At 59.1% G+C, this 23,756-nt stretch carries 19 protein-coding genes; 6 read left to right on the top strand and 13 right to left on the bottom strand.

The features are described 5' to 3' along the window. Positions 1–264 precede the first annotated feature (264 nt). The 3 genes from JMF94_RS00700 to JMF94_RS00690 all read right to left on the bottom strand — a co-directional run bounded on the left by JMF94_RS00700 (position 265) and on the right by JMF94_RS00690 (position 2,174). Positions 265–780 carry a YceI family protein gene (locus JMF94_RS00700; protein ID WP_240823307.1) on the bottom strand — a complete coding sequence of 172 codons (516 nt, stop codon included), beginning with the start codon at positions 778–780 and terminating at the stop codon, positions 265–267. 259 nt (positions 781–1,039) lie between these two features. Next, positions 1,040–1,522, bottom strand: a complete 483-nt coding sequence (locus tag JMF94_RS00695) for a DinB family protein (protein ID WP_240823306.1) — start codon at positions 1,520–1,522, stop codon at positions 1,040–1,042. A gap of 142 nt (positions 1,523–1,664) precedes the next feature. Beyond that, entirely contained in the window at positions 1,665–2,174 is a 510-nt protein-coding gene (locus JMF94_RS00690; protein ID WP_022659070.1) for a peptidylprolyl isomerase, read from the bottom strand. A gap of 112 nt (positions 2,175–2,286) precedes the next feature. Between JMF94_RS00690 and mutY the strand changes: the two genes are divergently transcribed. Beyond that, positions 2,287–3,537 carry an A/G-specific adenine glycosylase gene (gene mutY / locus JMF94_RS15030; RefSeq protein WP_276612803.1) on the top strand — a complete coding sequence of 417 codons (1,251 nt, stop codon included), beginning with the start codon at positions 2,287–2,289 and terminating at the stop codon, positions 3,535–3,537. Between the two features lie 64 nt (positions 3,538–3,601). Here the strand turns inward: mutY and JMF94_RS00675 are convergent, their stop codons facing one another. The 3 genes from JMF94_RS00675 to JMF94_RS00665 form a co-directional block, all read right to left on the bottom strand. Further along, positions 3,602–3,889 carry an HdeA/HdeB family chaperone gene (locus JMF94_RS00675; protein WP_240823305.1) on the bottom strand — a complete coding sequence of 96 codons (288 nt, stop codon included), beginning with the start codon at positions 3,887–3,889 and terminating at the stop codon, positions 3,602–3,604. 602 nt (positions 3,890–4,491) lie between these two features. Continuing rightward, entirely contained in the window at positions 4,492–5,895 is a 1,404-nt protein-coding gene (locus JMF94_RS00670; RefSeq protein WP_240823304.1) for an L-serine ammonia-lyase, read from the bottom strand. A gap of 97 nt (positions 5,896–5,992) precedes the next feature. Beyond that, positions 5,993–6,439 (bottom strand): MarR family transcriptional regulator, encoded by a 447-nt coding sequence (locus JMF94_RS00665; RefSeq protein WP_240823303.1) that lies wholly within the window; start codon positions 6,437–6,439, stop codon positions 5,993–5,995. Between the two features lie 181 nt (positions 6,440–6,620). On the opposite strand from JMF94_RS00665, the gene JMF94_RS00660 reads away from it, so the two are divergent. The 5 genes from JMF94_RS00660 (at position 6,621) to JMF94_RS00640 (ending at position 15,755) form a co-directional block, all read left to right on the top strand. Beyond that, positions 6,621–7,835 carry an MFS transporter gene (locus tag JMF94_RS00660; protein WP_240823302.1) on the top strand — a complete coding sequence of 405 codons (1,215 nt, stop codon included), beginning with the start codon at positions 6,621–6,623 and terminating at the stop codon, positions 7,833–7,835. A 101-nt stretch (positions 7,836–7,936) separates the two neighbouring features. Continuing rightward, complete coding sequence (locus JMF94_RS00655; protein WP_240823301.1) at positions 7,937–8,689, top strand: tetratricopeptide repeat protein; 753 nt, start codon at positions 7,937–7,939, stop codon at positions 8,687–8,689. Positions 8,690–8,814: 125 nt separating this feature from the next. After that, positions 8,815–13,713: a response regulator gene (locus JMF94_RS00650; RefSeq protein ID WP_240823300.1), complete on the top strand. Its 4,899-nt coding sequence runs from the start codon at positions 8,815–8,817 to the stop codon at positions 13,711–13,713. A gap of 59 nt (positions 13,714–13,772) precedes the next feature. Further along, positions 13,773–14,195 carry a universal stress protein gene (locus tag JMF94_RS00645; protein ID WP_240823299.1) on the top strand — a complete coding sequence of 141 codons (423 nt, stop codon included), beginning with the start codon at positions 13,773–13,775 and terminating at the stop codon, positions 14,193–14,195. A gap of 144 nt (positions 14,196–14,339) precedes the next feature. Next, complete coding sequence (locus tag JMF94_RS00640) at positions 14,340–15,755, top strand: phospholipase D-like domain-containing protein (protein WP_240823298.1); 1,416 nt, start codon at positions 14,340–14,342, stop codon at positions 15,753–15,755. A 175-nt stretch (positions 15,756–15,930) separates the two neighbouring features. Here JMF94_RS00640 and JMF94_RS00635 read toward each other — a convergent pair whose 3' ends face one another. From JMF94_RS00635 to eno, 7 genes are all read right to left on the bottom strand, one after another. Continuing rightward, positions 15,931–16,617: an NTP transferase domain-containing protein gene (locus tag JMF94_RS00635; protein ID WP_240823671.1), complete on the bottom strand. Its 687-nt coding sequence runs from the start codon at positions 16,615–16,617 to the stop codon at positions 15,931–15,933. A gap of 22 nt (positions 16,618–16,639) precedes the next feature. Further along, positions 16,640–18,328, bottom strand: a complete 1,689-nt coding sequence (locus JMF94_RS00630; RefSeq protein ID WP_240823297.1) for a cytidine 5'-phosphate N-acetylneuraminic acid synthetase — start codon at positions 18,326–18,328, stop codon at positions 16,640–16,642. Between the two features lie 95 nt (positions 18,329–18,423). Continuing rightward, positions 18,424–19,611, bottom strand: coding sequence for a DegT/DnrJ/EryC1/StrS family aminotransferase (locus JMF94_RS00625; RefSeq protein ID WP_240823296.1), 1,188 nt, complete (start codon positions 19,609–19,611; stop codon positions 18,424–18,426). A 96-nt stretch (positions 19,612–19,707) separates the two neighbouring features. Next, entirely contained in the window at positions 19,708–20,787 is a 1,080-nt protein-coding gene (locus tag JMF94_RS00620; RefSeq protein WP_240823295.1) for an iron-containing alcohol dehydrogenase family protein, read from the bottom strand. Positions 20,788–20,927: 140 nt separating this feature from the next. Beyond that, a complete protein-coding gene (locus JMF94_RS00615) occupies positions 20,928–21,368 on the bottom strand; it encodes a DUF805 domain-containing protein (protein ID WP_240823294.1) in 441 nt (146 codons plus the stop codon). A 24-nt stretch (positions 21,369–21,392) separates the two neighbouring features. Next, complete coding sequence (gene folD / locus JMF94_RS00610; RefSeq protein ID WP_240823293.1) at positions 21,393–22,250, bottom strand: bifunctional methylenetetrahydrofolate dehydrogenase/methenyltetrahydrofolate cyclohydrolase FolD; 858 nt, start codon at positions 22,248–22,250, stop codon at positions 21,393–21,395. A gap of 188 nt (positions 22,251–22,438) precedes the next feature. Then, positions 22,439–23,740, bottom strand: a complete 1,302-nt coding sequence (gene eno / locus JMF94_RS00605; protein WP_240823292.1) for a phosphopyruvate hydratase — start codon at positions 23,738–23,740, stop codon at positions 22,439–22,441. Positions 23,741–23,756: the final 16 nt, after the last annotated feature.

The raw sequence follows: 23,756 nt of genomic DNA, 5'->3' as shown, positions 1-23,756 counted from the left end.
GCCTTTTTTGTGGAGAAGTAATGCATGGCCAGAAGAATTAAAAGCCGCCCCTGTTAGCAGGAGCGGCTTTTAAACGTAACCCGGGGTATGGCGGGGCCGGATTTCGCGTGGTGGGAAAGATCGGAGGCAAAAAGCAATCATAAGTGAGCTGTTTCAGGCGCATGCAAGCATCAAAACAATGTGCGGAACCAACAAGGCTTGCCCATATCTTGCGGGGGTTCTCAACTCAAAGACCCCCCGCAAAACATCTCAATATTCAGATGCCTAGGCAGGCGAAACTTCAAAGTTGGCCGCCACCTTTACCCTGTCGCCCACAATGGCTGCCGGGATGTTGGGGCCAATACCAAAGTCGCTGCGATTCACCTCGCCAGTGATGCTGAAAGACTGCGTTTCCTTGTTGTTGATGGGATTGGTGATACGGTCGCTGGCTGTGATGTTGAACGTCACTTCCCGCGCGGCGCCACGCATTTCGAGCAGACCAGTGATGGTTCCGGCATGATCCGGCCCAAGACGTACAGACGAACTCTGGAAGGTAACCTCGGGGTGCTGCGCCACATCAAAAAAATCCGGCGAACGCAAATGTTCGTCCCGCGCATGCACATGGGTGTCAATGCTCACAGCCTTGGCCGTCATGGTAAAAACAGCGTCAGAAAGGTCATCCTTGGCTGTTTCAAGATCAATGGCAACGTCTGCAAATCGACCGTTTATGTCGGTAATCATGAGATGCCGCACCACAAAACCAAGGTGCGAATGGTCGGGATCGTTCTTCCAGGTAGCCATAACAACCTCCCGCTTAGTGCAGGTTGCGCTCAAATCTATAGTTTTGTTTTTGGCGGCAACGTTTGCCGAAAAAACATACGTTCAAGCTATGATTTTTAGTTAAGGCTCCACGCTGCCGAGTCAAGCTGTTCCAGATGATTTATCACAAAAAATTGCGCCGCTGCCCGCCCTTGTCGTGATACGCAGACGGCGCGGGTGTCTGCGGCAGACTCAAAGCTTGCCGCAACACACCCTGCCAACAAGCAAAATACGGTTACAGCTAGAACACGCCCGGCAAGCCGTGATCCCGCAAAGCCGCATCACAGGAACCCAGATGGTAGGTGGTGTGCGAGGCCAGCATGGCAATCATGGCTGCATAGGTGAGATCCCGGCCAATCTTTTTGCTCACGCGCTCCTGCACCCTGGTCAGGTCGGCATTGGAAAGCGCCACCAGCCGTGCGTCCACTGCTGCCTTCACAGATTTTCCGTAGGCCTGCATGGCTTCTTTGCCCACAACATCCTTGCCCTGCTCCTTGAGCATTAGCACGCCAATGGTGGCAGGCGCGGGCAAAAAGGCTTCATCATCTTTTTCAAGAATAAAGAAGTTCAGCACGGCAATGGCGTGGGCCACCTGTTGCCACACAGGCCAGCCGCCGTTGGTTTCGGCCCAAATGTTTTCGGGGCAAATGTCCATAAACTGGGCCAGCAGGGCCCAGGAGCGCTGATAGGGTTCTTCAAGGGCGGCAACGATGTCTCTGGACATGACTTTTCCTCTTTTTTCAGGTTTGGCGCACAGATTGCTTGTGCGTAACAGGCCGCTCAAACACAAAACCGCCGCAGCGCCGCAACTGCGGGCATACGGCGGTTTTGTGCGACGGCGTTGCAGACAAAGCCTGCTGCGCCATTTATTCGAAGCGGCTTGCCCCGGTGATCAGCACCATGTCGGTGGGCACATTTTCATGAAAGCCCACGGTCTTGGTCTTAACCTTGGCAATTTTGTCCACATTCTCCATGCCTTCGGTCACTTTGCCGAAAACGCAGTAACCCCAGCCGTCAGGGGTGGGGGAGCTGTGGTTGAGAAAATCGTTGTCCACCAGATTGATGAAGAACTGGGCGGTGGCGCTGTGGGGATCGCGGGTGCGGGCCATGGCCAGGGTGCCGCGCTCGTTCTTGAGGCCGTTGTCTGCTTCGTTGGTTACAGGCTCGCGGGTGGACTTTTCGTCCATGCGCGCACCAAGGCCGCCGCCCTGAATCATGAAACCGGGGATAACGCGGTGAAAAATGGTGTTGGCGTAAAAGCCGTCATCCACATATTTCAAAAAATTGGCAACGGTTTGGGGGGCCTTGTCGGCATAAAGCTCCACAAGAATGTCGCCGGAGGAAGTCTCCAGCAAAACCGTAGGATTGTCGGACATGGGTGCTCCTTGAATGGTTATTCTGCACAGCGGGCGTTCCCCCGCCATTGGCGCGAATATAGGGTATGGAAGCGCGGATGACAATGCCCGTTTCCCGGTATAGGCTTGCAGCATGAACCGCAAGACTTCCAAGCCCCAGCTGGCAACACTGCCGGGTATACCGGAACAGGCCGCAACCAGCGTGCATCTGCCGCCCCAGGATCATCTTGGCGAACTGCAGAACTCCCTGCTCGGCTGGTTTGCCGCAAACCAGCGCCGCCTGCCGTGGCGGGTCAACTACACGCCCTACGAAGTATGGATTTCCGAAGTCATGCTTCAGCAAACTCAGATGGAGCGTGGCGTCAGCTATTTTAACCGCTGGATGCAGCGCTTCCCGGACATAGCCACGCTTGCCGCCGCCAGCGAGGAAGACGTGCTGCGTCAGTGGGAAGGCCTTGGCTACTATTCGCGCGCCAGACATATCCTGACCGCCGCCCGCAAAATCATGGCGGAACACGGCGGCGTTTTCCCCTCGGAGCTTGAAGCCATCCGAAGTCTGCCCGGTGTTGGCCCCTACACGGCAGGCGCGGTGGCAAGCATTGCCTTTGGCGAGAAGTTGCCGTGCGTGGACGCCAATGTGGAACGCGTTATTGCGCGCATTTTTGATGTGGACAGCCCCGTAAAGCAGAACCCGGCAGCGGGCATCATTCACCGCTGGGCCTTGCGGCTGGTGCCCGAGGGCAAGTCGCGCGAGCACAATCAGGCCATGATGGAGCTTGGGGCGCTTGTTTGCAGCAAAAAGCCGCGCTGCACAGAGTGCCCGCTGGCACGGTTCTGCATCAGCCTGCATCTGGGTATCACAGACCAGCGTCCTGTGCCTGGTAAGCGAGCCACCATCACGCCCGTCAACGCCGTGACCGGGGTTTTGCGCTACGGCAACAGGCTATTTGTGCAGAAGCGCCCGCCTGCTGGCGTGTGGGGCAACCTGTGGGAATTTCCTGGCGGACGGGTCGAGCCGGACGAAAGCCCGGAACAGGCCACCGTGCGGGAATTTATGGAAGAAACGGGATTTGCCGTGCGCGTGGCGGCGCAGCACGGGATTATCCGGCACGGATACACCACCTACCGACTGACGCTGCACTGCTTTGGCCTTGAGTTTGACAGCGCGGACGCGCCGGATTCGCAGATAGCACCGCCGCAGCCGCCGCTGCTTTCTGCCGCCACCGAAGCCCGCTGGGTCACGCCGCAAGAGCTGGACACACTGGCAATGCCCGCTGCACACCGTAAACTGGCGGACAAGCTTTTTGCTTTTGGAAACGACAGCCCATCTGCCGCAAATACGGCTGCGCCCCGTCAGGCGAATCTGCCCCTGATAAAATCATAGCAGAGCGCTTAAGGCCTTCTCCCCAAGAATCAGGGGCGGGCCTTACGGTCCGCCCCTTGAGCTATTAGTCGGCAATAACCGAAAGCACGGTCTTGTTGGGGCTCTGTTTGCAGACCTTCATGATCTGGGTCAGGTTGTTTTCCACAGCGTTGACATCCAGAGTCGTGTCGCCAGTTTTGGCGCTGGCGTAACCATCAAGCCAGAAATAGAACATGGTCATGGTCTGGGCGTCCAACTGCACAAATGAACTGCAAGGCAGCTTGCCGAAATCTATTTTGTCGCTCTTTGCCGAGGCAGTCATGGGCAAGGCAAGCATGGCCGCCAGCACGATTGCAAAACATACTTTTTTCATCTTGCACTTCCAGTGTTACAGGTTTCAGGACGTACAACCGGCAGCATAAAGAGCACTATGGAGCATGATCAAATCCATTGCTGCAATGTCTTAAATCTGGACAAAAAAGATGTTAGCACTTTTTATCCAATTATATTCAAGTACTGCGCATTTTAATATACGCCAGATCGGTACTCTGTTTAACCAGACACCACGTAAGGCATATGTCCACACTACCCCAGATGCTACGTACGGTATAAAAAACACTCCCTTATTTTTTATATTTTGTCGATATGCTGTCATAAAATAAAATGCATTCGCAAATATTATAAGTCTTGCGGATTGTTGCATCAAAAAAAGACAAATTACAATATCTACCAAAAAATTGTTTGCGATACTTCACAATTCACACAAATCTACCAAGTAGATTACCACATAAACATAAAATTTTCTCCATTGTAAAAGCCTTGTCCAGCCTGTTTTACTTCTCCATTCTGATTGTTGCCATGTAAATACTCAAAAGTTGATTATATTTTCAACTAACTTGTACCCATCAATAAGAAAACGCGGCTTTGCAGCCGCGTTTTCTTCGCTCGTCCCCAAGGAAAAAAATATGTTCACACCTATTTGCCGGATGCCCCCGGCGCCATTTTTTTGCGCTCCATAACCTTTGCTACGGCCTCGGCCAGCCCGCCGAGCGAGGTCTCCTTGTAGCGCGACTGCAAATCAAGCCCGGTACGGTACATGACTTCAATGATATCATCCAGCGAGATCACCCGCTGCCGTCCGTCTTCCAGCCGCGACAACTGGGCGCAGTTGACCGCGCGCTCTGCGGCCACGCCGTTGCGCTCAATGCAGGGAATCTGCACCAGCCCTCCCACAGGATCACAGGTAAGGCCGAGGTTGTGCTCCATGCCGATTTCCGCCGCCACTTCCACCTGCTTGACGTTGCCGCCCGTAACCGCGCAGTACGCGCCAGCAGCCATGGAGCAGGCCACGCCCACTTCGCCCTGGCAGCCCACCTCCGCGCCGGAAATGGACGCATTGAGCTTGTAGAACAGGCCAATAGCCCCGGCAGTAAGCAGAAAATCGCGTGCGCCGTCATCCGTGGCATGGGGGTAAAAATTCAGATAGTACAGCAGCACTGCGGGCACAATGCCCGCCGCGCCATTGGTGGGAGCGGTCACAATGCGCCCGCCGGAGGCGTTTTCTTCCGCCACGGCAAAGGCATAGAGCATGGGCCACAGACTGAGGTCGCGCCGTCCGGCTGCTTGCAGGGCGCTGACCTTGCGCAGCAGGTTAGGGGCGCGACGGCGCACATTGTACCCGCCCGGCAGCACGCCGTCAGTATAGCAGCCGCGTTCTACGGCTTCGCGCATGACGTCTATGATGGCCGTTACGCGCTCATTGACCTCGCTTTCAGACCGCCAGAACACTTCGTTGGCCATAACGATCTGCGCGATGGTCTTGTTTTCGCGGGCGCAGATATCAAAAAGCTCCGAGGCTTTTTCGTATGGATGGGGGGGCGTGGCGTACAGTTCGCGCGGGCTGTCAAAATCCTCGTCCGTGCGGATAAACCCGCCGCCGATGGAATAGAAATTTTTGGAATATATCAGCACGCCGTCTGCGCTAAAGGCCGAAAGCGTCATCGCATTGGAATGTTTGGGTAAAAATATGCCCTTGTGCTGGCACACATCGCGCTCAAAATTAAAAGGGATGGTGTAGGCGCACATGAGCACCAGATTGGCATTGTTTTGCAGATCCGCAGTGCGGCGGGCCATATGGGCAATGTCCACTTCCTGTGGTTCCTCGCCTTCAAGCCCCGCCAGCACGGCCCCAATGGTGCCGTGCCCCTCGCCGGTAAGCGCCAGCGAACCGTAAAGCTCAACCTTTACCCGGCCTACCATGGGCAGCATGCCCAAAACCGCAAGCTCGCCCGCAAAGGCTTTGCCCGCAATCATGGGGCCAATGGTATGGGAACTGGACGGCCCGATGCCGATCTTGAACAGATCAAAAATGCTGAGCATGACGCTCCTCCCGCAAACCGCATGTCAAGGCGCAATGGCCTTTGGCGCAACATATCCCGTAAAGGTCACAAGACACAAGCGCTTAGCGAAAACTGCCCTACTTTCTGAGGGAAGCAGTGCTTGCCCCGCGCAGGGCAGCGGCCTTGTCCGCTACGCGCTGCATGAATTCCAGCAGATTTTCCTTTTCCTGGGCGCTGAGCACGCTGGTCACAGCATCGTCCCATGTTGCAATAACTTCCATTATCTGCGGATACAGCTCCCGCGCCCGCTCGGTGGGAAAAACCGCCGCCGTCCGCTTGTCCACAGGATTAACCTGCCGCCGGATAAGCCCTTTCTTTTCAAGCTGGGCCAGCGTACGGGCAACGTTGCTTTTGTTCACGCAGATACGTTCGGGCAACTTGTCCTGAGTGATGCCAGGGTCGCGGCACAGATTGAGAATGAACAGATACTGGCTGCTGTTGATGCCAAAAGGCGCAAGCGCCCGGTTGAGGTACATGTAGTAATGCCGGTTGGCCAGCGTGATCCATTTGTAGACAAGTTCCATGACATATTCCTGTGGCTGGTTGTCAGCAGACTCTGCGAGCCGACTCCCAATGGATTGCGGCAGGCAAGGCCGCAAAAAAGGCTACGCTTGAGGTGCTTGCCTTGACAAGTACGTGGGCAGGGGGCCATAAATCGTTGCGAGCGCAACGAAATGTCTTGAACCCTGTTATGGAGGTCAGGCCATGCCCAGGAAACACCTTCACGGCCCAGCGGCCCGGCAGACGGAAGCAGGTTTCATTGAGGCCTTTGCCGCCATTTGCCGGGGCAACTTTTTGGTTGTCACCTGCATCAACATGTTGTTGATGACGGACTACTATCTCATCTTTGTGACCGGCACGGCCCATGTGCAAAAAACCTTTGGCACCAGTCTGAGTACAGCAGGGCTGACTTCCGGTATCATGGTCATCGGCTGCCTTGTGGGGAGGTTCCTTACCGGCAACCAGCTTTCCACATTTGGGGGCAAACCCTGCCTGCTTGCGGGCCTGCTGCTGTTTACCGCAAGCATTGGCGGCCTGTTTCTGGTGGATTCTCTGCCCATACTTTTTGTGCAGCGCTTTGCGGCCGGCTTTGGCATAGGCGTTGCCGGAACTGCCACAGGAGCCATTGTGGCCTATGTGGTTCCTGTACGGTTTCACGGCCTGGGCATAGGCCTTTTTACCATGAGTGCCGCACTGGCTCTGGCTTTTGGGCCATTTTTAGGCATCTTTCTTTCCCTCAGATACGGATACCACACTCTCATGCTGCTCAATGCGGGCATCAGCCTGCTGTGCCTGGGTATTTTCTGCTTTTTGCGCAACCTGCCGCCCATGCGCCAGCCATCGCGTCCGGTCTTGAGCCTGTACAGCTATATTGATCCGCGTGTGGTGCGCTTTTCGCTGGTGGCTCTTGTCGTATGCCCGAGCTATGGCTGCATACAGGCATTCTTGCCTTCCTTTGCGGCTGAGCACGGACTCACGGGCGCAGCCAGCATTTTTTTTCTGTGTTACGCTGGGGCGGCACTGCTCACGCGGCCCCATAGCGGCCGCCTGTTTGATCGGCATGGCGAACACGTGATTTTGTACCCCGCCCTGCTACTCACGGCTCTGGCTCTTTTGGTGCTTTCGCGCGCCGAAAGCGCCGCCGTGCTGCTGTGCGCGGGCCTGCTACTGGGCGTGGGCTTTGCCAACTTTCAATCTGTGGGGCAGGCGGTATCCCTCTCGCTGGTTTCACGCTCGCGCTATGCGCAGGCAACCACAACATTCTACATTTTTTTTGACCTTGGCATCGGCCTTGGGCCGTACATATTCGGCCACCTTATTCCCTCAATGGGCTACAGCGGCATGTATCTGATCCTGAGCATCGTGGTTCTGGCTTCGGTTGGCATATACCGCATTGTTCACGGTGGAGGGACACGCTGAACCAGAGGATGGCGCAGGGGTGCGCAAGCTGCGGGCTTGCCTCTTTTTTCCTCCGGTTGTAGGCTGATGGATAAAGATATTTCCCAAGCCACGAGGAATACATGGCAAACAAAAAGCCCCCCAAAAAGTCCGCAGACACTCCCACGGCCGCGCAGACTTCCGCGCCCGCCGACACCACATCCACCCCGGAAACCGCCCCCCAGGCTGAACAGGCCCACGGCATCAGCAAGGTCAGCAAGGGTGTTTTTTTTGTAGGCATCGCCGTGGCCCTCGTGCTGGGCGTTTATGTGGGCAGCCTTGTGCCGTCAATATTCACGCAGGAGCCTGCGCAGCAGACGCCCGCAGGTCAAACGCAGGCGACAGCTCAGGCCCCGGGGCAGCCTGCTGCTCAACCTTCCGGCCAGACCAAGCAGGACAACCAGCCCCCCATTCCGCCCGAACTGGCAGCCAAGATCGTCTCCATGGAACAAAACGTCCTTGCCAACCCAAAGGACGCGCAGAACTGGGCAGACCTTGGCAACCTCTATTTTGACACCGGTCAGTCGCGTAAGGCCGCCAGCGCCTACGAGCGTTCGCTGGCTCTTGCCCCGGACAATGCCGATGTCCTGACCGACCTTGGCATCATGTACCGCGAGCTTGGCGAATACGACAAGGCCGTGGCGAGCTTCCGCCGCGCTTCCAGCGTCAATCCCCGGCATGAAAACGCCATGTTCAACGAGGGCGTGGTGCTTTACTTCGACCTCAAGCGCAAGGACGACGCCATGAAGGCATGGCAGCGCCTGCTGGCAGTCAACCCCGCTGCGCGCGCGCCTGACGGGCAGTCCGTTTCTGATGTAATCAGAAACCTGCGCTAGGCACAGCTGCGGCCAAAAGCCGTCCCAGCACGACAAACCGCCCCCTGCATCGGATTTGGAGGCGCATTCGCGCCTGAAGGGGGAAAGACCATAGATAGATCGGTGATCTTACAGGCGGAACGACCATGACTCTCACTTCCTCCGGCATTTTGCGTGCGTTGCTGCGCGCCTGCGCCCTTTTTTTGTGCATAGCATGCGCAGGTATTGGAGCGCCGTCCACGGCGCACAGCGGCATGATTCCGCCCGTGTTGCGTTCTGCAAACACGCCGCTGCTGCCCGACCTGCAATACTTTATTGACGTGACGGGAACCATGGATGTGGAGGAGGCTGCCGCCCCTTCCAACAGCCAGATGTTCAAACCCCTGAACGTCAAGGAACTGCCGCGAGTCACCGGCGTGATGTGGCTGCGCTTTACCCTGGCCCCTCTGCCCGCAGGGGGACGCTCACAGGCAATGCTGCTGGACATGGGGCCGGATATTCCGGCTGACCCTGTTCTGTACGAACCCGCCGCCAACCCGGCGACAGACAGCGTTGAATGGCGCGAGATTCTCCCGAGCCACCGCAATGTGATGTTGCTGCCCGAGCCGGGGGCCGACCCGATCACCTGCTACATCCGTCTCGACGGCCTGCCGGGCATCTGGTTTTCACCCATGCTGCGCAGCCCGCAGGACGCCGCCTCCAACTGGGGCAGCCTTGCGGGCACAGCCGCCTTGCTGGCTCTTGCCGTGGTCATGCTGTTGTGCCTTTTGCGCGGACTCTCCGAAAGAGGCCAGTGGCGCATCTGGACAGCGCTTTACGTAGGCGTTGCTCTTGCGCAAGGCATATTTGGCATGCCTGCCTACGGCTCCGGCAGCATAACCCTGAATCAGGCCCTGGCGGTGCTTGCGCCAGGTCTGGCGCTTATGCTCCTGCCCCATGTGGGCCGTCATCTTATGCGCACGAGGGGCCGCTCCCCCCTGCTGGACGCCCAGTTTATATTGCTTTCCCTGCCGGGAGCGGCACTAGCCCTGCTGCCGCTCCTTCCTGGTTTTAGCTGGAGCATCCGTTTTCTTTCCCTCTGGCCTGCCTGCACGGCGATCTTTACCCTGAGCGCCCTTGGCGGGGCCCTCATGGGGCTTGGCGGCTCACGGCGTTTTCTTTTGGGCTGCCTTGTGCCCCCCCTGTTTGTGGCTGCGGGCGTCAAGGGGCTTGATTACGGCTACGCCGCAAATCTGCTGGCTTCTGCTCCCCTGTGGGGCACGGCCCTGAGCGCCCTGCTCATTGCCGGAACAGGCCTGCCGCGTGACGCTGCCCAAGCCGAAGAAACCAACAAGGCCACAAAGCGCGAATCCGCAGCAGCGAGCAAACGTAACGCCGCCGCGCTGGATGCGGCGCTGATCAGTTCCAGCCTAGGCGCCGGGGCAAACGATGCCCCCATCAGTCTTGATACACCGCTGGACGACCCGAATCTGCGTCTCTTGCCTCCCTCTGCCGTCTCAGGCAAAACCGCTGCTGACTTTTCCGCCCTGCCAGTGGATATTTCTGACAATTCCGATCTGGAACCAGTTGCAGCGCCTGCCAGAAACCAGAAAAAATCAGCCTCCGCCGTTGACCCCGGCATGTGGGAAAACCTGCTGCGCCCGCCGCTGGATCGCCTCATGCGCGAGGGTGCTGCTCTCGGCCATTGCTCTCTGCCCCCTGCGGTGCGTCAGTATGCTGAGAACATGCTTGGTGCGGCTGGTGATCTTGCCAGAATTATTGACAATCCTGGCAAAGAGCTGGACCAGACCAGTGTTGGCGAACAGCGCGTGGCCTTCAACCTGCAGCATCTTGTCCGCGAGGCGCACGATGCCGTGACCACCGCCGCCGAGAATTCAGGAATTGGCCTTGCGTGGTACATGCCCCCACTGCTGGGCCACATGTATGAAGGACAGGCCAAAGCCCTGCGCGAAACCCTCGGTCTGCTGCTTGAAAGCGCCGTGCGAGCCACCACAAGGGGTGCAGTGCACCTTTCTGTGCGGCGTGTACCCGAAACCGCCGATCCGGGCCATCTGCTGTTTACCGTGACCGACACCGGGGCGGGTATTCCGCCGCGCGACAGATCTTCGCTGGCGCTCACCCGTGCATGGGAATTGGCCGGTTCCAACAGCGGTTACCTCAATGTGGAATGCGGCCCGCAGGGAACATCTATTGCCTTTACCCTGCGCCTGAAGCCGCTGGAGAACGAAACCGGAACAGAAGCTGCGCCGGAACCACAGCGCGCGCCCACCATTACTGTGGTGGCCGAAAGCGCCGTTGACCGGCAGGCCTTGGCCCACATGATAACCACCCTTGGCTGCAACAGCACCCAGGCCCGCAGCATGCGCGAGGCGCTGGAATGCAACCGCGAAGCTCCCGCACTCATGCTCGTGGCCCAGTATCCCCACGACGGCCCCGCAGAGGCGGACGCTCTGGGCCGTTTTGAGGCCGAAGCCCTCAAGGCCGGGCTGCCCGTATTCAAGGCCCTTGCCGTCACCAAGGACAATACCCGCTGGGATGAACTGGCAGACACGGGGTACACCCACGCCCTGCTCGAGCCTGTGGATGCGGAAGCCTTTGCCGCTACCCTGCGCGAAGTGCTCGACGAAGCAGGATTTACAGGCCACGGCCCGGCCGTACCACCCGTGTCGGCCCCTGCCCCTGCGGCAGAAGAACACGATCCTGTGCCGCCGGCAGAGGAAATTTCCCTGCCCGCTCACGAGGAAGGCTTGTCCAAATCCGAGAGCCTGCCAACCAATGCTGCACCCATAGTACAGGCACAGGAGCAAAACCATCTGCCCGATCTCTTCGGCCACGATGCATCCTTGCAGAATGCCCTGCCGGACACTGGCGCATCCATGGATTCTCAGCTGTTGACAATGCCGCTGTCGCATGAAGGGTTGCTGTCTTCCCCGCAATCCTTGAATTTTGGCACTGCCGACCAGTCCGACATGCTGCTGCCCATGATGGAAGATTCCTCGCAGGCAGAAGAAGACGCGCCCATTGAGCTGACAGATCTTTTGCCCCCCGAAAACGCAGCACAGGATGCCGGGCAGGCGCTTTCCACCATGCCGAACACTCCAGAAACTTCCTTGGAGGAACCTGCCGCCGCTGTCCCTGCTCCTTTTGACGATGCCCAGATCGAAAAGGAAGCAGCTCCGGGAGAAGAACAAACAGCGCCACAACAGCCTGAACCGCTGGATATTTTGTCCAATACGGCCCAACCCGAGCCTCTCAGCATGCAGGCCGAAGCAGAGTATCAGCCCGAAGCGCAGCCGGAAATTATTGCGGAGATTTTGCCGGAGCCATTGGCAGAAGAGCCGCAGAAAGCTGACACGGCCACCACGCAGCAGGAACCCGCGCAGGCGGCGAACAACACTGACGCAGAATTTATGGCCTCGGCTGGCCTGGAAGGCCCGCAGTGGGCGGCAGAAGCCCCTGCTGCCCAAGCGAGCGAGCCTGAGCCTGAACCAGCACGAGAATCCGAAGCCGAGGATGCGGCAGCACTGCAAGAGAGCTCCGCCTCTGCACCAGTGGAACAGGCGGAACTCGTCACAGATACGCCCATAGTCACACCTGTTCCAGAAGCAACGGAGCAAATGCCTGCCCCGGCGGACAAGACGCCTGACGCCCTTGAAACCCTTGCATGGCCCGAGCCAGAACAGCATCCCGGCCCAACCCCTGCGACCAGAGAAACAGTTACCCCGGCAGAATTTCTTGAGGCTTCCCTGCCTTCGGATTCAGATATGCCCGAAGCAGCAGAGCAGCCCGCCGCCGAAAGCGCCGACCCGCTCAAGGCCATGACAGGCAGAGCTGGAGAAGCCACGCTGTCTCCTGTCAACACCGCAGCCTTTGATGTCCCCGCGCCTGCTGGCAAGGGCGCATGGGATACTTACAGCCTTCAGGATGAATGGGTGGGTGAGCCAATGCCCATTGGCACCCCCATCAAAACAGCCAACCCTGTGGCGCAGTCTGCGCCCCGACCTGCGCAAGGCTTTGGGCAAGACTCTGGGCAAGCCATGCCACAGCCAGCCGCACGGGATGCCCTGTCTGCCGCCGCTGCCACTCGACCCGTTGCTGCGCCTGCCAGAGAAGAAAAAAGCTATATCAGCCCCAGCCTCGCGCACCCTGGGGAATGGGTTGGCGAACCCATGCCCATGACCAAGCCCGCCATGCAGGAGGATACCTCCGGCGTGGCCAACCAAGCCCCCAAGCGGGATTCCGGGCATACCGCAGATGAAAAACGTGCCCGTCAGGCTGAAATGCCCCGCACCGCAACCGGGCGGCTCATTCTCAAATTGCTGGGCAGCGCTGGCGACCGCCCCCTTGGGGCCGACAACGAGCCTCTGCACGGCGGCAAGCCTGACCTCATGGCGGATCTGGCGGCCATGCCCCGTCAGGATGATGTGCAGGCCGCGCCCCCAGCGCATGCTGGCACACCCCGCGCGGGGGCATCTGCCGATGTTTCTGCCAACGTTGCGGAACCCCAGCGTACCGCCGCTCATCTCAAGGGCAAGACAACTGGCAATTCCATCATGAATTTCATTGCAGGCGCCGCAGAGGCGCTGCGCCATAATGGGCATGACAACGCTCAGCATGGGCCTCAAGGCGCTCACTCCGGTGAAACAGCAGCGGCACAGGCCCCTGAGGCCGAGAGCCATCGTGCGGTCCCTGCGGAACAGAGAACCTCGGAACCACAACCTGCCGCATTTGCGCCGCAGGCTCCTGTGCAGCCCACAGCCCCGCGCGAAATGGATCAAACCATTCCGCAGCTAGTGGCACGGCTTGATGCCGCCATGGACGATGCCCAACAGGGCTTCAAAAACCGCCGCTGCGCGGTGGTGGGTGATGCGGCCAACCGCATTGCCACGGAATCCGACGCCTTTGGCTTCCGCGTGCTGGCCCGAATGGCCCGTTGTGTGGAGCGAGCCGCCAAGGCCAATGACATGAACGCACTGCGCGACCTGCTGCCCGAGCTGGCCGTGGCGGTTGAACGCAACCGCATCGGCCTGACACCGCGCCGCTGAGCGGCCGCTTTCAGCAAGTGCAATCGACATTAAGATAAACCTTTGACCCAAGGGAAACCATGTACAAGACCATTCTTATACCTGTGAGCGGCAAAAACGGCCTCAGCCGTGCCAAGTCTGCCCTGAATCACGCCAAAAATCTTGCCTGCGGCGATATTGTCCTCCTGCACATTTTTGAGCCGCTGCCCCAGATTGTGGGTGGCGAGGCCCACGCCGAGCTTTTGGCGGAACAGAAGGCCAAGGGACAGACACTGTTGAACACTGTGGTGGCGGAAATGGAAAAGCCCGCCGGGTCTGTGCGCTGCCGCGTAGAAGAAGGCACCACGGCTGAAACCATCATTCGCGTGGCGCATGAAGAAAATGCCGACCTTATCATCATGTTCACTGATGGGCGCGATGGGCTGCAAGACATGCTGCTCGGTTCCATTACAGAGCGTGTGCTGCGCAATACCGACACGCCGCTGCTGGCCATACGCCGCTAGGCGCCGCGCCATCTGCTCTGGCTGTGGCGGAGCAATAAGCTTTGTAACGACTGGTAATTAACCAATCCTTTACGCAGACGCCCTGCCCGCCCGGCCTTTAACCGCGCGCACCCACTGCTGACGCGCTCTCACTGTGGGAAAACAATGCTGCTATTTTTTGAAACACTGGGCCTCATTGTCGCCCACATACTTTCGTGGGTTGCCGTCTGCCACGCCCTGCTGACCAAACATGACCCCCGCGCTGCCCTTGGCTGGACGGTCACGGCCCTGTTTCTGCCTGTTGTAGGCCCCATTCTGTACGCCTGTTTTGGCATCAGCAGAGCAGAAAGCAGGGCCAGCCGCATCATGCGGCGCCAGCAGCCCCTGGAGCCGGATTACGCCCATCCGCCCTTTTCCAAGGTCCCACCGGAAAATATCCCTGACAGCATAGCCCGCATGGAACACATCGGGCGTGTACTCACCGAGCAGCACCTGAGCACCGGCAATGCCGTCGCCCCTTTGCGCAACGGCGATCAGGCCTACCCGGCAATGCTTGCTGCCATAGAAAATGCCAAGGATCACGTTTTTCTCTGCACCTATATTTTCAACGCAGGTCAGGTTGCGACGGCCTTTGGCGAGGCCCTGGCCCGAGCTGCGGAGCGCGGCGTAGACGCCCGCCTGTTGGTGGACGGTATCGGCATGCTCTATTCCCTGCGCAAGCCGTGGAAAAAGCTTGCCAAACGTGGGGTGCGCGTGGCCCTGTTCATGCCGCCGCGCCTGTTTCCGCCCAATTTCAGCATAAACCTGCGCAACCACCGAAAAATGCTGGTGTGCGACACCGTGGCCTTTACCGGCGGCATGAACATTGCGGACGACAACATCGCCGCAGGCAAGACCAAGTACGTGCAGGACATGCACTTCCAGTGCGAAGGCCCCATTGTGGACCAGCTGCGCCGCGCATTTTTGCTCAACTGGGGTTTCTGCACCAATAACTACACCCCCCTGCCGCCAGCCACCACCCTGCCGCGCGGCGAAAGCCGCTGCCGCATCATCATGGACGGCCCCGGCTCCGAGGCGGATATCCTCAACGACATCTACTGCGCCGTCATCAATGCGGCCCGGCGCTCCGTGCGCATCATGACGCCCTACTTTCTGCCCTCGCACGGTCTTGTCTCCGCACTGCGCTCCGCCGGGCAACGCGGCGTGGACGTGCGCGTGGTGCTGCCTGAAAAAAACAATCTGTTCTACGTACACTGGGCGCAATACCGCCTGCTGCCCACCCTGCTGGAAGCTGGCGTACGCGTGTGGTACCAGCAGCCCCCCTTTGCCCACACCAAGCTGCTGGCCGTGGACGGCTACTATTCGCAGATAGGTTCGGCCAATCTGGACGCCCGCAGCCTGCGCCTGAATTTTGAGCTGAACATGGAAGTGTTCAACCCGGATGTGCACGACCAGATCACTGCCCACATAGACCGGGCCATCATCACGGGGCGCGAAATCACCAGGGATTACCTTGCTGCCCTGTCCCTGCCCGTAAAGCTGCGCAATGCCGCCTGCTGGATATTTTCGCCCTATCTGTAAGTTGGTACGCAAAAGCCCCCAAGGCGTCTCTCAGTCCATATTACGGGCTAAAAAAACACCTTGGGGGCCTGAGCATGCATCCCTGAACCAAACTAGGGGCTGTTTCTGTCCATGACCGGAGTAAAAAATGCTTGATGACGCAGTGATCGGCAAAAAGAATTATTGAAAAACGCCCCTAGCCAAACACGCGCACAATGTCCCTTGCGTCCATGTCGGGATGGATGGGCTTGAGCGCCAGACGGCAGAAGTCGTCAGGCCTGTCCATATCCAGCTTGAGTTCGGGGCGGCGCAGCCAGTCTTCTTCTGGATCGAACGTGCCTATTTTAAAGCTGGCGGCATTGTCCCATATGTAGTTGAGGCAGTGCTCGCGTTGCGAGGTTTCGGCAGCCTTGGCGTCCAGTTCTTCCAGCAGTTCGCGCGAGAGGATTTCCGCACCAAGGCCGTCGGGCCAGAGGTTGTTGCGCGGAATATGGTTATAGGCATAGTCCCAGCCGCCCTGATCGTAAAAATCCACGAGCCGATCAATGGCCCCGCTCCAGATGAGCGGATTATCGGCGCACACGCGCACCACGCGCCCGGCATCCGCCGTGCGGGCCGCCAGGCAGAACCGCGCCAGAACATCGTCCTCCGAACCGGCAACGCAGGGCACGCCGCGCCTTTGCAGGTGCTCCATTAGCACGCGGTCAAGGGGCGTATCCGGCACAGCCACCATGATGCCGTCAAGCTTTGCCGCCTGCGCCAGCCGCCGCGTTACCCAGTCTATAACGGGCACATCACGCAGACAGAGCAGTGATTTCATGGGGAGCCGCGTGGAGCCGAGGCGGGCCTGAACAATGGCTATAACCTTGCCGGTCTTGCGCATGGGTGTTCCTTTGTGGAGCAGGTTACGCTTGCTGCGGTTCTGCGGGAGCGGCATCTTCCGCCGCCTGCGGGGTGGCTGCGCCTTCCTGCAGGATATTCTGCATAAGGGCTACAACGCGCCCCTTATTGGCCGTAAAATTAAGGAAGTTCTGGCGATCCCAAAAGCGTTTGCGCCGGGGATTCTTGAGCATGGCCAGAAAAACATTGCGAATCTTGGCATCACTGACCCTGTCCATAATGCCCACAAAGGCAAAGCCGTTGCGGGGGCGGGCAAAGGTGTGGCGCGCCTCGCGCTCGTGGTGGGCAAGCACCATTGAGGGAATCCGCATGTGGGCCAGCTCGTACACCGTGCGCCCTGCGGAGCAGATGGCGAGGTCGGCCCCTTCCATCATGCGGCTCATGACATTGGTAGCCCAGGTAAATTCCACCAGCGGGTTATCCAGCCGTGCCAGATGCGCCTCCATGGCGTCCTTGTGGGCATAGCCCGGCCCTGCCACAAGGCGGATACGGATGCCGTAGGCCCGGCAGATGGGTTCGATGATGTCCAGCACCCGGCGCGAGCAGTCGTTGAGATCCGTACCACCAAAGGTGATGAGCACTGTCCGGAGTTCAGGGCGGAAGGGATTGCGAGCCGCACCCAGAAATTCATCGCGCAGGCAAAAATAATCCGGCCCATAGCGCAGGCGCTCGTTGCTGTCCCTGTCTTCATACAGGGCGTTGACCACCAGCCGCGCCCAGTCCGCGCCGGGGCCTTCATCCTCAAAATTGACGCAGCGCACGCCAGCCGTGGTCAGGCGGGCCATATAGGCCGCCGTGGTGTTCAGAATATCGTTGACCACAAGGTCGGGCCGCAGGCGCAGCACTGTGTCTGCCAGCTCCTCGTTGCCCTGACGCACGATCTTGTAGTCTTTGCGGGCAATGCTTTCCACCGCCAGCTCGCTCTCGCGCGTACAGACAAAGCTGATCTTGTGATTGGTGATCTCGTGCGCCAGCATCAGCGCGCGGAACACATGCCCCATGCCGATGGCGGGCCAGCCCGCCACCACAAAGACCACATGCCGCCGTTGCAAAAGGTGCTCGCAGATCCACCAGTCCTGATAGCCCTGAATTTCAATGGCCCTGTCGTTGAGAAAATACGGCACGATCTTGCCGCGCTCCAGTGTGTGGCCGTTGGCCTTGTCCAGCAGGGCAAGACGCAAAATGATCAGCGCGCGGCTTTCCACCACCAGCATTTTTTCGCTGTCGTGCCCGGCGTCTTCGTCCAGCAGGCTCTCAAGCCCTTCGCCCTGCACATTCCAGATGCGCTGGCGCATGCTTTTGACCGTCACCAGGCTATCGGCCTGTGCCTCGCGAAAGCGCTTCCAGGCGTCTTCCACGTCCACCCAGGTGAGCAGAGGGCAGGAGGCGCGCAAAATCATGCAGTGCTCGTATTCCCGCGCAAGTTCTGTCAGCAGCCCGCGCATTTCGGTGACGATATCAAGGCTGGTGAACCGCAGATCCTTGTTCCAGTGGTGCCGCACGCCCGCGCGTTCGCAGATGAGCGCGATTTCCTGGCTGTCGGTCAGCACAACAATATCATCGCCGGGCAAGACGCCGCGTGCGGTATTGACGGCCCGTTCCACAAGCGTAACCCCGGCCAGTTTTTTAACAAGCTGGTCAGGAATGACGGCATTTTTCTTGATGGCAGGTATGACGATGCAGCGTTCTTTCACGTGTGTTCTCTGCTGTGCGGAAGGAACAGGGCGCAGTGAGCAAACCCCGGACAGCATCGTAAATTCCGATGCCGTCCGGGGCAATACAGGCCGCGTTAGCGCAGGTTGGCCAGAACCTCGCGGGTGGAGGCCAGCATGTAGTCAAATTCCTCATCCGTCAGCCAGTGCTGGAAGGGGAAGGAAATCATGGCGTCAAAGAAGGTGTCGGCATTGGGGCAGTCGGCCTTGCCCATGCCCAGACGGCGGTAGTAATCGTAGCGGTCCAGCGGAATATACTGCACCACGCACTTCACGCCCTTCTCGTTGAACATGGCGCGGATAAAGCGGTCTCGGGCTTCGGTGCCCGTGGTCATGCGCGCGGCCAGCAGGTGGTAGTTGTGGCGGCGGGAATCCTCGCGGTGGAACTCCAGCTCGGGAAAGTCCGCCAGCGCATCAATGAAGCGCAGGGCGCGGACGCGCTTTTCGTCATTGATGGCATCGATACGCTCAAGCAGCTTGGCCCCCAGCGCGCATTCCGCTTCGCCAAGGCAATAGTTGTTGGGCTGCAGGGGTTCCCCGTCCAGCATGGGCAGATCGACGTTGCCCATGGCGGGCTTCCAGTAGTCGGGGCGATCGAAATCATAGCCGCAATGCCCGTTGTGGCGCAGGGTGGGCACCAGGGCCGCCAGCCTGGGATCGCGCACATAGAGCATGCCGCCCTCGCCAAGAGTGGTGAGGTTCTTGTGCGAATGGAAGGAGAACACGGCCATATCGCCAAAGCTGCCAGCCTTTTTGCCATTCAGCTCGGAGCCGATGGACTGGGCCGCGTCTTCGATAAGGATAAGCCCGCGCTCTTTGCACAGGGCGGCAATGCCGACCATATCCGCCACATAGCCGTACAGATGCACCACCACAACGGCCTTGGTGCGGGGTGTAATGGCTTTTTCAATGCTTTCGGCTGTGACGACCCGGGTCAGAAGGTCAACGTCAGCCCAGGCCATTGTGGCGCCCTTTTTGATGTAGGGGTAGGCAGAGGCCGTAAAGGTATGCGAAGGCATGACCACTTCATCGCCGGGCTTGAAGCGGCACAGCTGGGCCGAAAGTTCCAGAGCCGAAACGCCGTTCATGGTCACAAAGCAGCTGCCCTGGGCAACGCCCTGATAGCTGGCGAACTTGCTTTCAAAATCACGCATGTGCACGCCCTGGGTGAGCGTGTCGGCATTGCGCATGACATCGACAACCACGGCGATTTCTTCTTCCGTGTAGCGGATGGCGCGGCCGCTGAAATTCACTTTAAGGTCCATGAGGACTCCTTGTGGCAAATGCGCCGCCGGAAGGCCCGACGGCGCACAATATGCGGTTATCACTGCAAACGGAGGCGCTGGTTGCGCCGCGCGCGGCTACATGCGCTTGAAGCGCTCGATAACGTTTTCCTTGGTGAGGATCTTTTTGAAATCCGGCCCAAGGCGATTGGAAAGGGGCTTTTCGTGCACAATGCTGGCGCCGTAAAGGGCATCGTACTGTGCATCGGTAAGGCCCTGGCAGATGCCCTTGGGCAGGTCGATGCCCTGGCGTTCCATCATGGCCATAAAGTCTTTGTACTCATTGGGGTAGATGTCTTCCAGCACCGTGAGGGCATAGCAGTTGGCAATGCCGTGGTGCATGTGCAGCACCATGCTGAGGCCCGCCGAAAGCGGATGCACCACGCCCACGAAACCGGCGGCCATGCCGCCCAGGAATGAGGCGATCATGAGCTTTTCGCGGTTTTCATCGCTCATCATGTCGCTGGAAAGGTAGACCTGCTTGCTGAGGTCAATGGCCTTTTCAGCCAGGGAATCCACCACCACGTTGCGGTAAGAGCCGGTGATGCTCTCAAAGCAGTGCATGTAGGTATCGATACCCGTGTAGAAATACTGGTTGCGCGGCACGCTGGCGGTGAGGTCAGGGTCGAGCAGCACCTGCTCGAACATGGTGTAGTCGCTGTTCATGCCCAGCTTGATGTTCTTTTCCTCATTGCAGATGATGCCAGTGCGCGAGGTTTCGGAACCTGTGCCGGAAAGGGTGGGCACGGCGATTTTGTAGGGAGCGGGGTTCTTGACCAGTTCCCAGCCCTGATAATTTTCGGCCTTGCCGGGGTTGTTCAGCAGGTTGCCCACGCACTTGCAGGTATCAAGAACGCAGCCGCCGCCGAAGGCCAGCAGGGCGCAAGGGGCCGCGCCGTTGAGGAAGGCCTTCACCTTGTCGGTGTAGCCGTCTATGCTGTCAGTGGTGGGTTCGTTGGTGGTGTCCACATAGACCACCATGTCCTTGCTTTCCACGGGCAGCTTGGCAATGAGATCCTTGCCTTCAAAAAAATGGTCAATAAAGAACACGGCAGGGCCGTTCACTGCGGCGCGGCGCGCGCCGATCAGATCGCCAAGCTGGGCAAGGCTGCCCGAACCAATCATATAGTAACCGACATTCTTTGCGTTGCGAAACATAGTTGCCCTCTCAATATGGCAGATGATGACCGGGCCATACGCTATAGCAGAACGTCTGGCAAGATGGCCTGCAATGGGCCACTGGCGCGGATTTTCGCCTGTTGTCGCCGAAGGGCGGCACAACCTTTGTATGTTGGCCCTCAGACCCCGCTGTCGTCAAGTGGATCAGGGCCAAAACGGTTGGGCCCGGAGGTTCCTTTAAGCGCGTATACGACCATCAGCCCGATACTTGCAATGCTCACGGCCAGGGCTGCCACAATGAACAGCCATTCGCCATCAGTGGCCAGCCCGATCAGGCCAGGCAGCATCAAGGCCGCAGGCAGTGCCTGCCACCAGCCGGAAAGATCGCGGTCGTGCAGCCTGCGCGTTGACACGCTCACCGTTGGCAGCAGCAGCCACAGGGCCTGCACTGCGCTGATGATGGAAGCCAGCGCTGGCGCAATAGCTCCCACGATGGCCACCGCAATATTGATCAGCAGCGTGAACAGGCAGAACCACCAGAATTCAGAGCGCGAGGCCCGGCCCTTAAAGCTGCAATACTTCTTGGTCAGGCAGATTTTTACGGCATCCCTGAATTCCATGCGCTCTCCCTCCAACGGGCAAGATCAGGCCCGGTGCTGCCGCCACGACTGCACGGTATTGCTCAGCAGCATGGCAATGGTCATGGGGCCAACGCCGCCGGGCACAGGCGTAATGGCATGCGCCTTGGGGCTTACGCTGGCAAAGTCCGCATCGCCGCACAGACCTTCGGGAGTGCGGTTGATGCCCACGTCAATGACCACCGCGCCCTGGCGCACCATGTCGCCCGTGATACAGCGCGGCCTGCCCATGGCAAGAAACAGAAAATCGGCTTGACGACACTGCTCCGCAAGGTCGGGCGTACGCGAATGGCAAACGGTCACTGTGGCGTCGCCAAAACGGCCGGAGCGGGCCAGCAGCATGGCCAGCGGTTTGCCCACAATATTGGAGCGCCCCACAACCACGGCCTTCTTGCCGCTGGTGGGCAGGTCGTAGCGGCGCAGCAGCTCCATGACCCCGGCGGGCGTGCAGGAGACGAATCCCGGCAAACCCAGCGAAAGGCGGCCCACGCTCACAGGGTGGAAACCGTCCACGTCCTTTTCCGGATCAATGGCCAGCAGGCATTCCTGCGCGTCCAACCCCTTGGGCAGGGGCAGTTGCAGCAGGATGCCGTCCACAGCGGGATTAGCGTTGCAATCGTTAATGAGTTGCAGCAGATCCTGCTGGCTGGTGGTGGCGGGCAAATGGTGCGGAAAGGAAACAATACCGGCTTCGGCGCAGGCGCGCTCCTTGTTGCGCACATAGACCTGCGAGGCAGGGTCTTCACCCACAAGGATAACCGCAAGGCCCGGAGCACGATGGCCCTCGGCACGGGCGGCGGCCACTTCCGCGCCAAGTTCCGCCCGGATGTCGGCGGCGGTTTTTTTGCCGTCAATCAAGATCATGTCAAACTCCAAAAAATAAGATAGCCGCCGCAAACAGGGCGACCGCCGCGCCCGGCCGGTGCGACGGTCGCTGGTGGTACCCGCGCCCTTCCAATATGGTTGCGCGCGGGTTGGAGGTCCATACGCGATCAGCTGTGAAAAGCCCGCAGACCCTGCCTTAGCGCGGCCTGATCTGCGGGCGGATAAACCTAGTCTTCGTCTTCTGCCTGGAGATAGTATTCAGCCATGATGGGGCCGAAGAAGTCCGCATCGTCGTCCAGTTCTTCTTCAATGCGCAGCAACTGGTTGTACTTGGCCATGCGCTCGGAGCGGCAGAGCGAGCCGGTCTTGATCTGCCCGGCGTTGACGCCCACGGCGAGGTCGGCAATGAAGCTGTCTTCGGTTTCGCCGGAGCGGTGCGAAACAACGGTGCTGTACGAAGCTTCCTTGGCCATTTCGATGGTGTCCAGGGTTTCTGTAACCGTACCGATCTGGTTGAGCTTGATGAGGATGGAGTTGCCCACGCCCTGATCAATGCCCTCGGCCAGGATGGCGGGGTTGGTCACGAACACGTCGTCGCCCACCAGCTGGATATGGTCGCCCAGGGAGGCGGTCAGCATGCCCCAACCGTCCCAATCGCTTTCGGCCATGCCGTCTTCGATGGAGATGAGAGGGTACTTCTGGGTGAATTCGGCCAGCCAGTCGCTCATTTCGGCATTGTTGAAGGTCTTGCCTTCGCCGCCGAGCACGTACTTACCGTCCTTGTAAAATTCGCTGGCTGCGGCATCGATGGCCAGAGCCACTTCGGAGCCGGGGTTGTAGCCCGCTTCTTCAATGGCCTTGATGATGTAGGTAAAGGCCTCGTCGTGGTTCTTCAGGTTGGGAGCAAAGCCGCCTTCGTCGCCAACGCTGGTCACGTGACCGTCCTTCTTGAGGATGGCCTGAAGGGTGTGGAAAATTTCCGCCCCGATGCGCAGGGAGTCGCGGAAGGTCATGGCCCCCACGGGCATGATCATGAATTCCTGAATATCCAGATTGTTAGGAGCATGCGCGCCGCCGTTGATGATGTTCATCATGGGCACGGGCAGCACCTTGGCGTTGATGCCTCCAAGATACTTATAGAGCGGCAGGCCAAGAAATTCGGAAGCCACGCGCGCGCATGCCATGGAGACTCCCAGCATGGCGTTGGCGCCAAGGCGGGATTTGTTGTCGGTGCCGTCAAGGTCGATAAGAGTGTTATCGATCTGCACCTGACGCAGTACGTCCATGCCAACAATGGCTTCGGCGATTTCACCGTTGACGTTGTCAACAGCCTTGGTCACGCCCTTGCCGCCAAAACGGCTCTTGTCGCCATCACGCATTTCCAGGGCTTCACGGCTACCCGTGGAGGCCCCGGAGGGTACCGCCGCGCGGGCGCTGTGACCGGATTCCAGCGTCACTTCCACTTCAACAGTGGGGTTGCCGCGCGAATCGAGAATCTCACGGCCATAAACTGAAGCAATGCCGCTCATTGTCTACTCCTTTTGC

The organism is Desulfovibrio sp. UIB00 (assembly GCF_022508225.1).
Lineage (GTDB): Bacteria > Desulfobacterota > Desulfovibrionia > Desulfovibrionales > Desulfovibrionaceae > Desulfovibrio.
The sequence above is the reverse complement of the archived record's forward strand: the minus strand, read 5'-3'. Positions and strand labels throughout refer to the sequence as shown.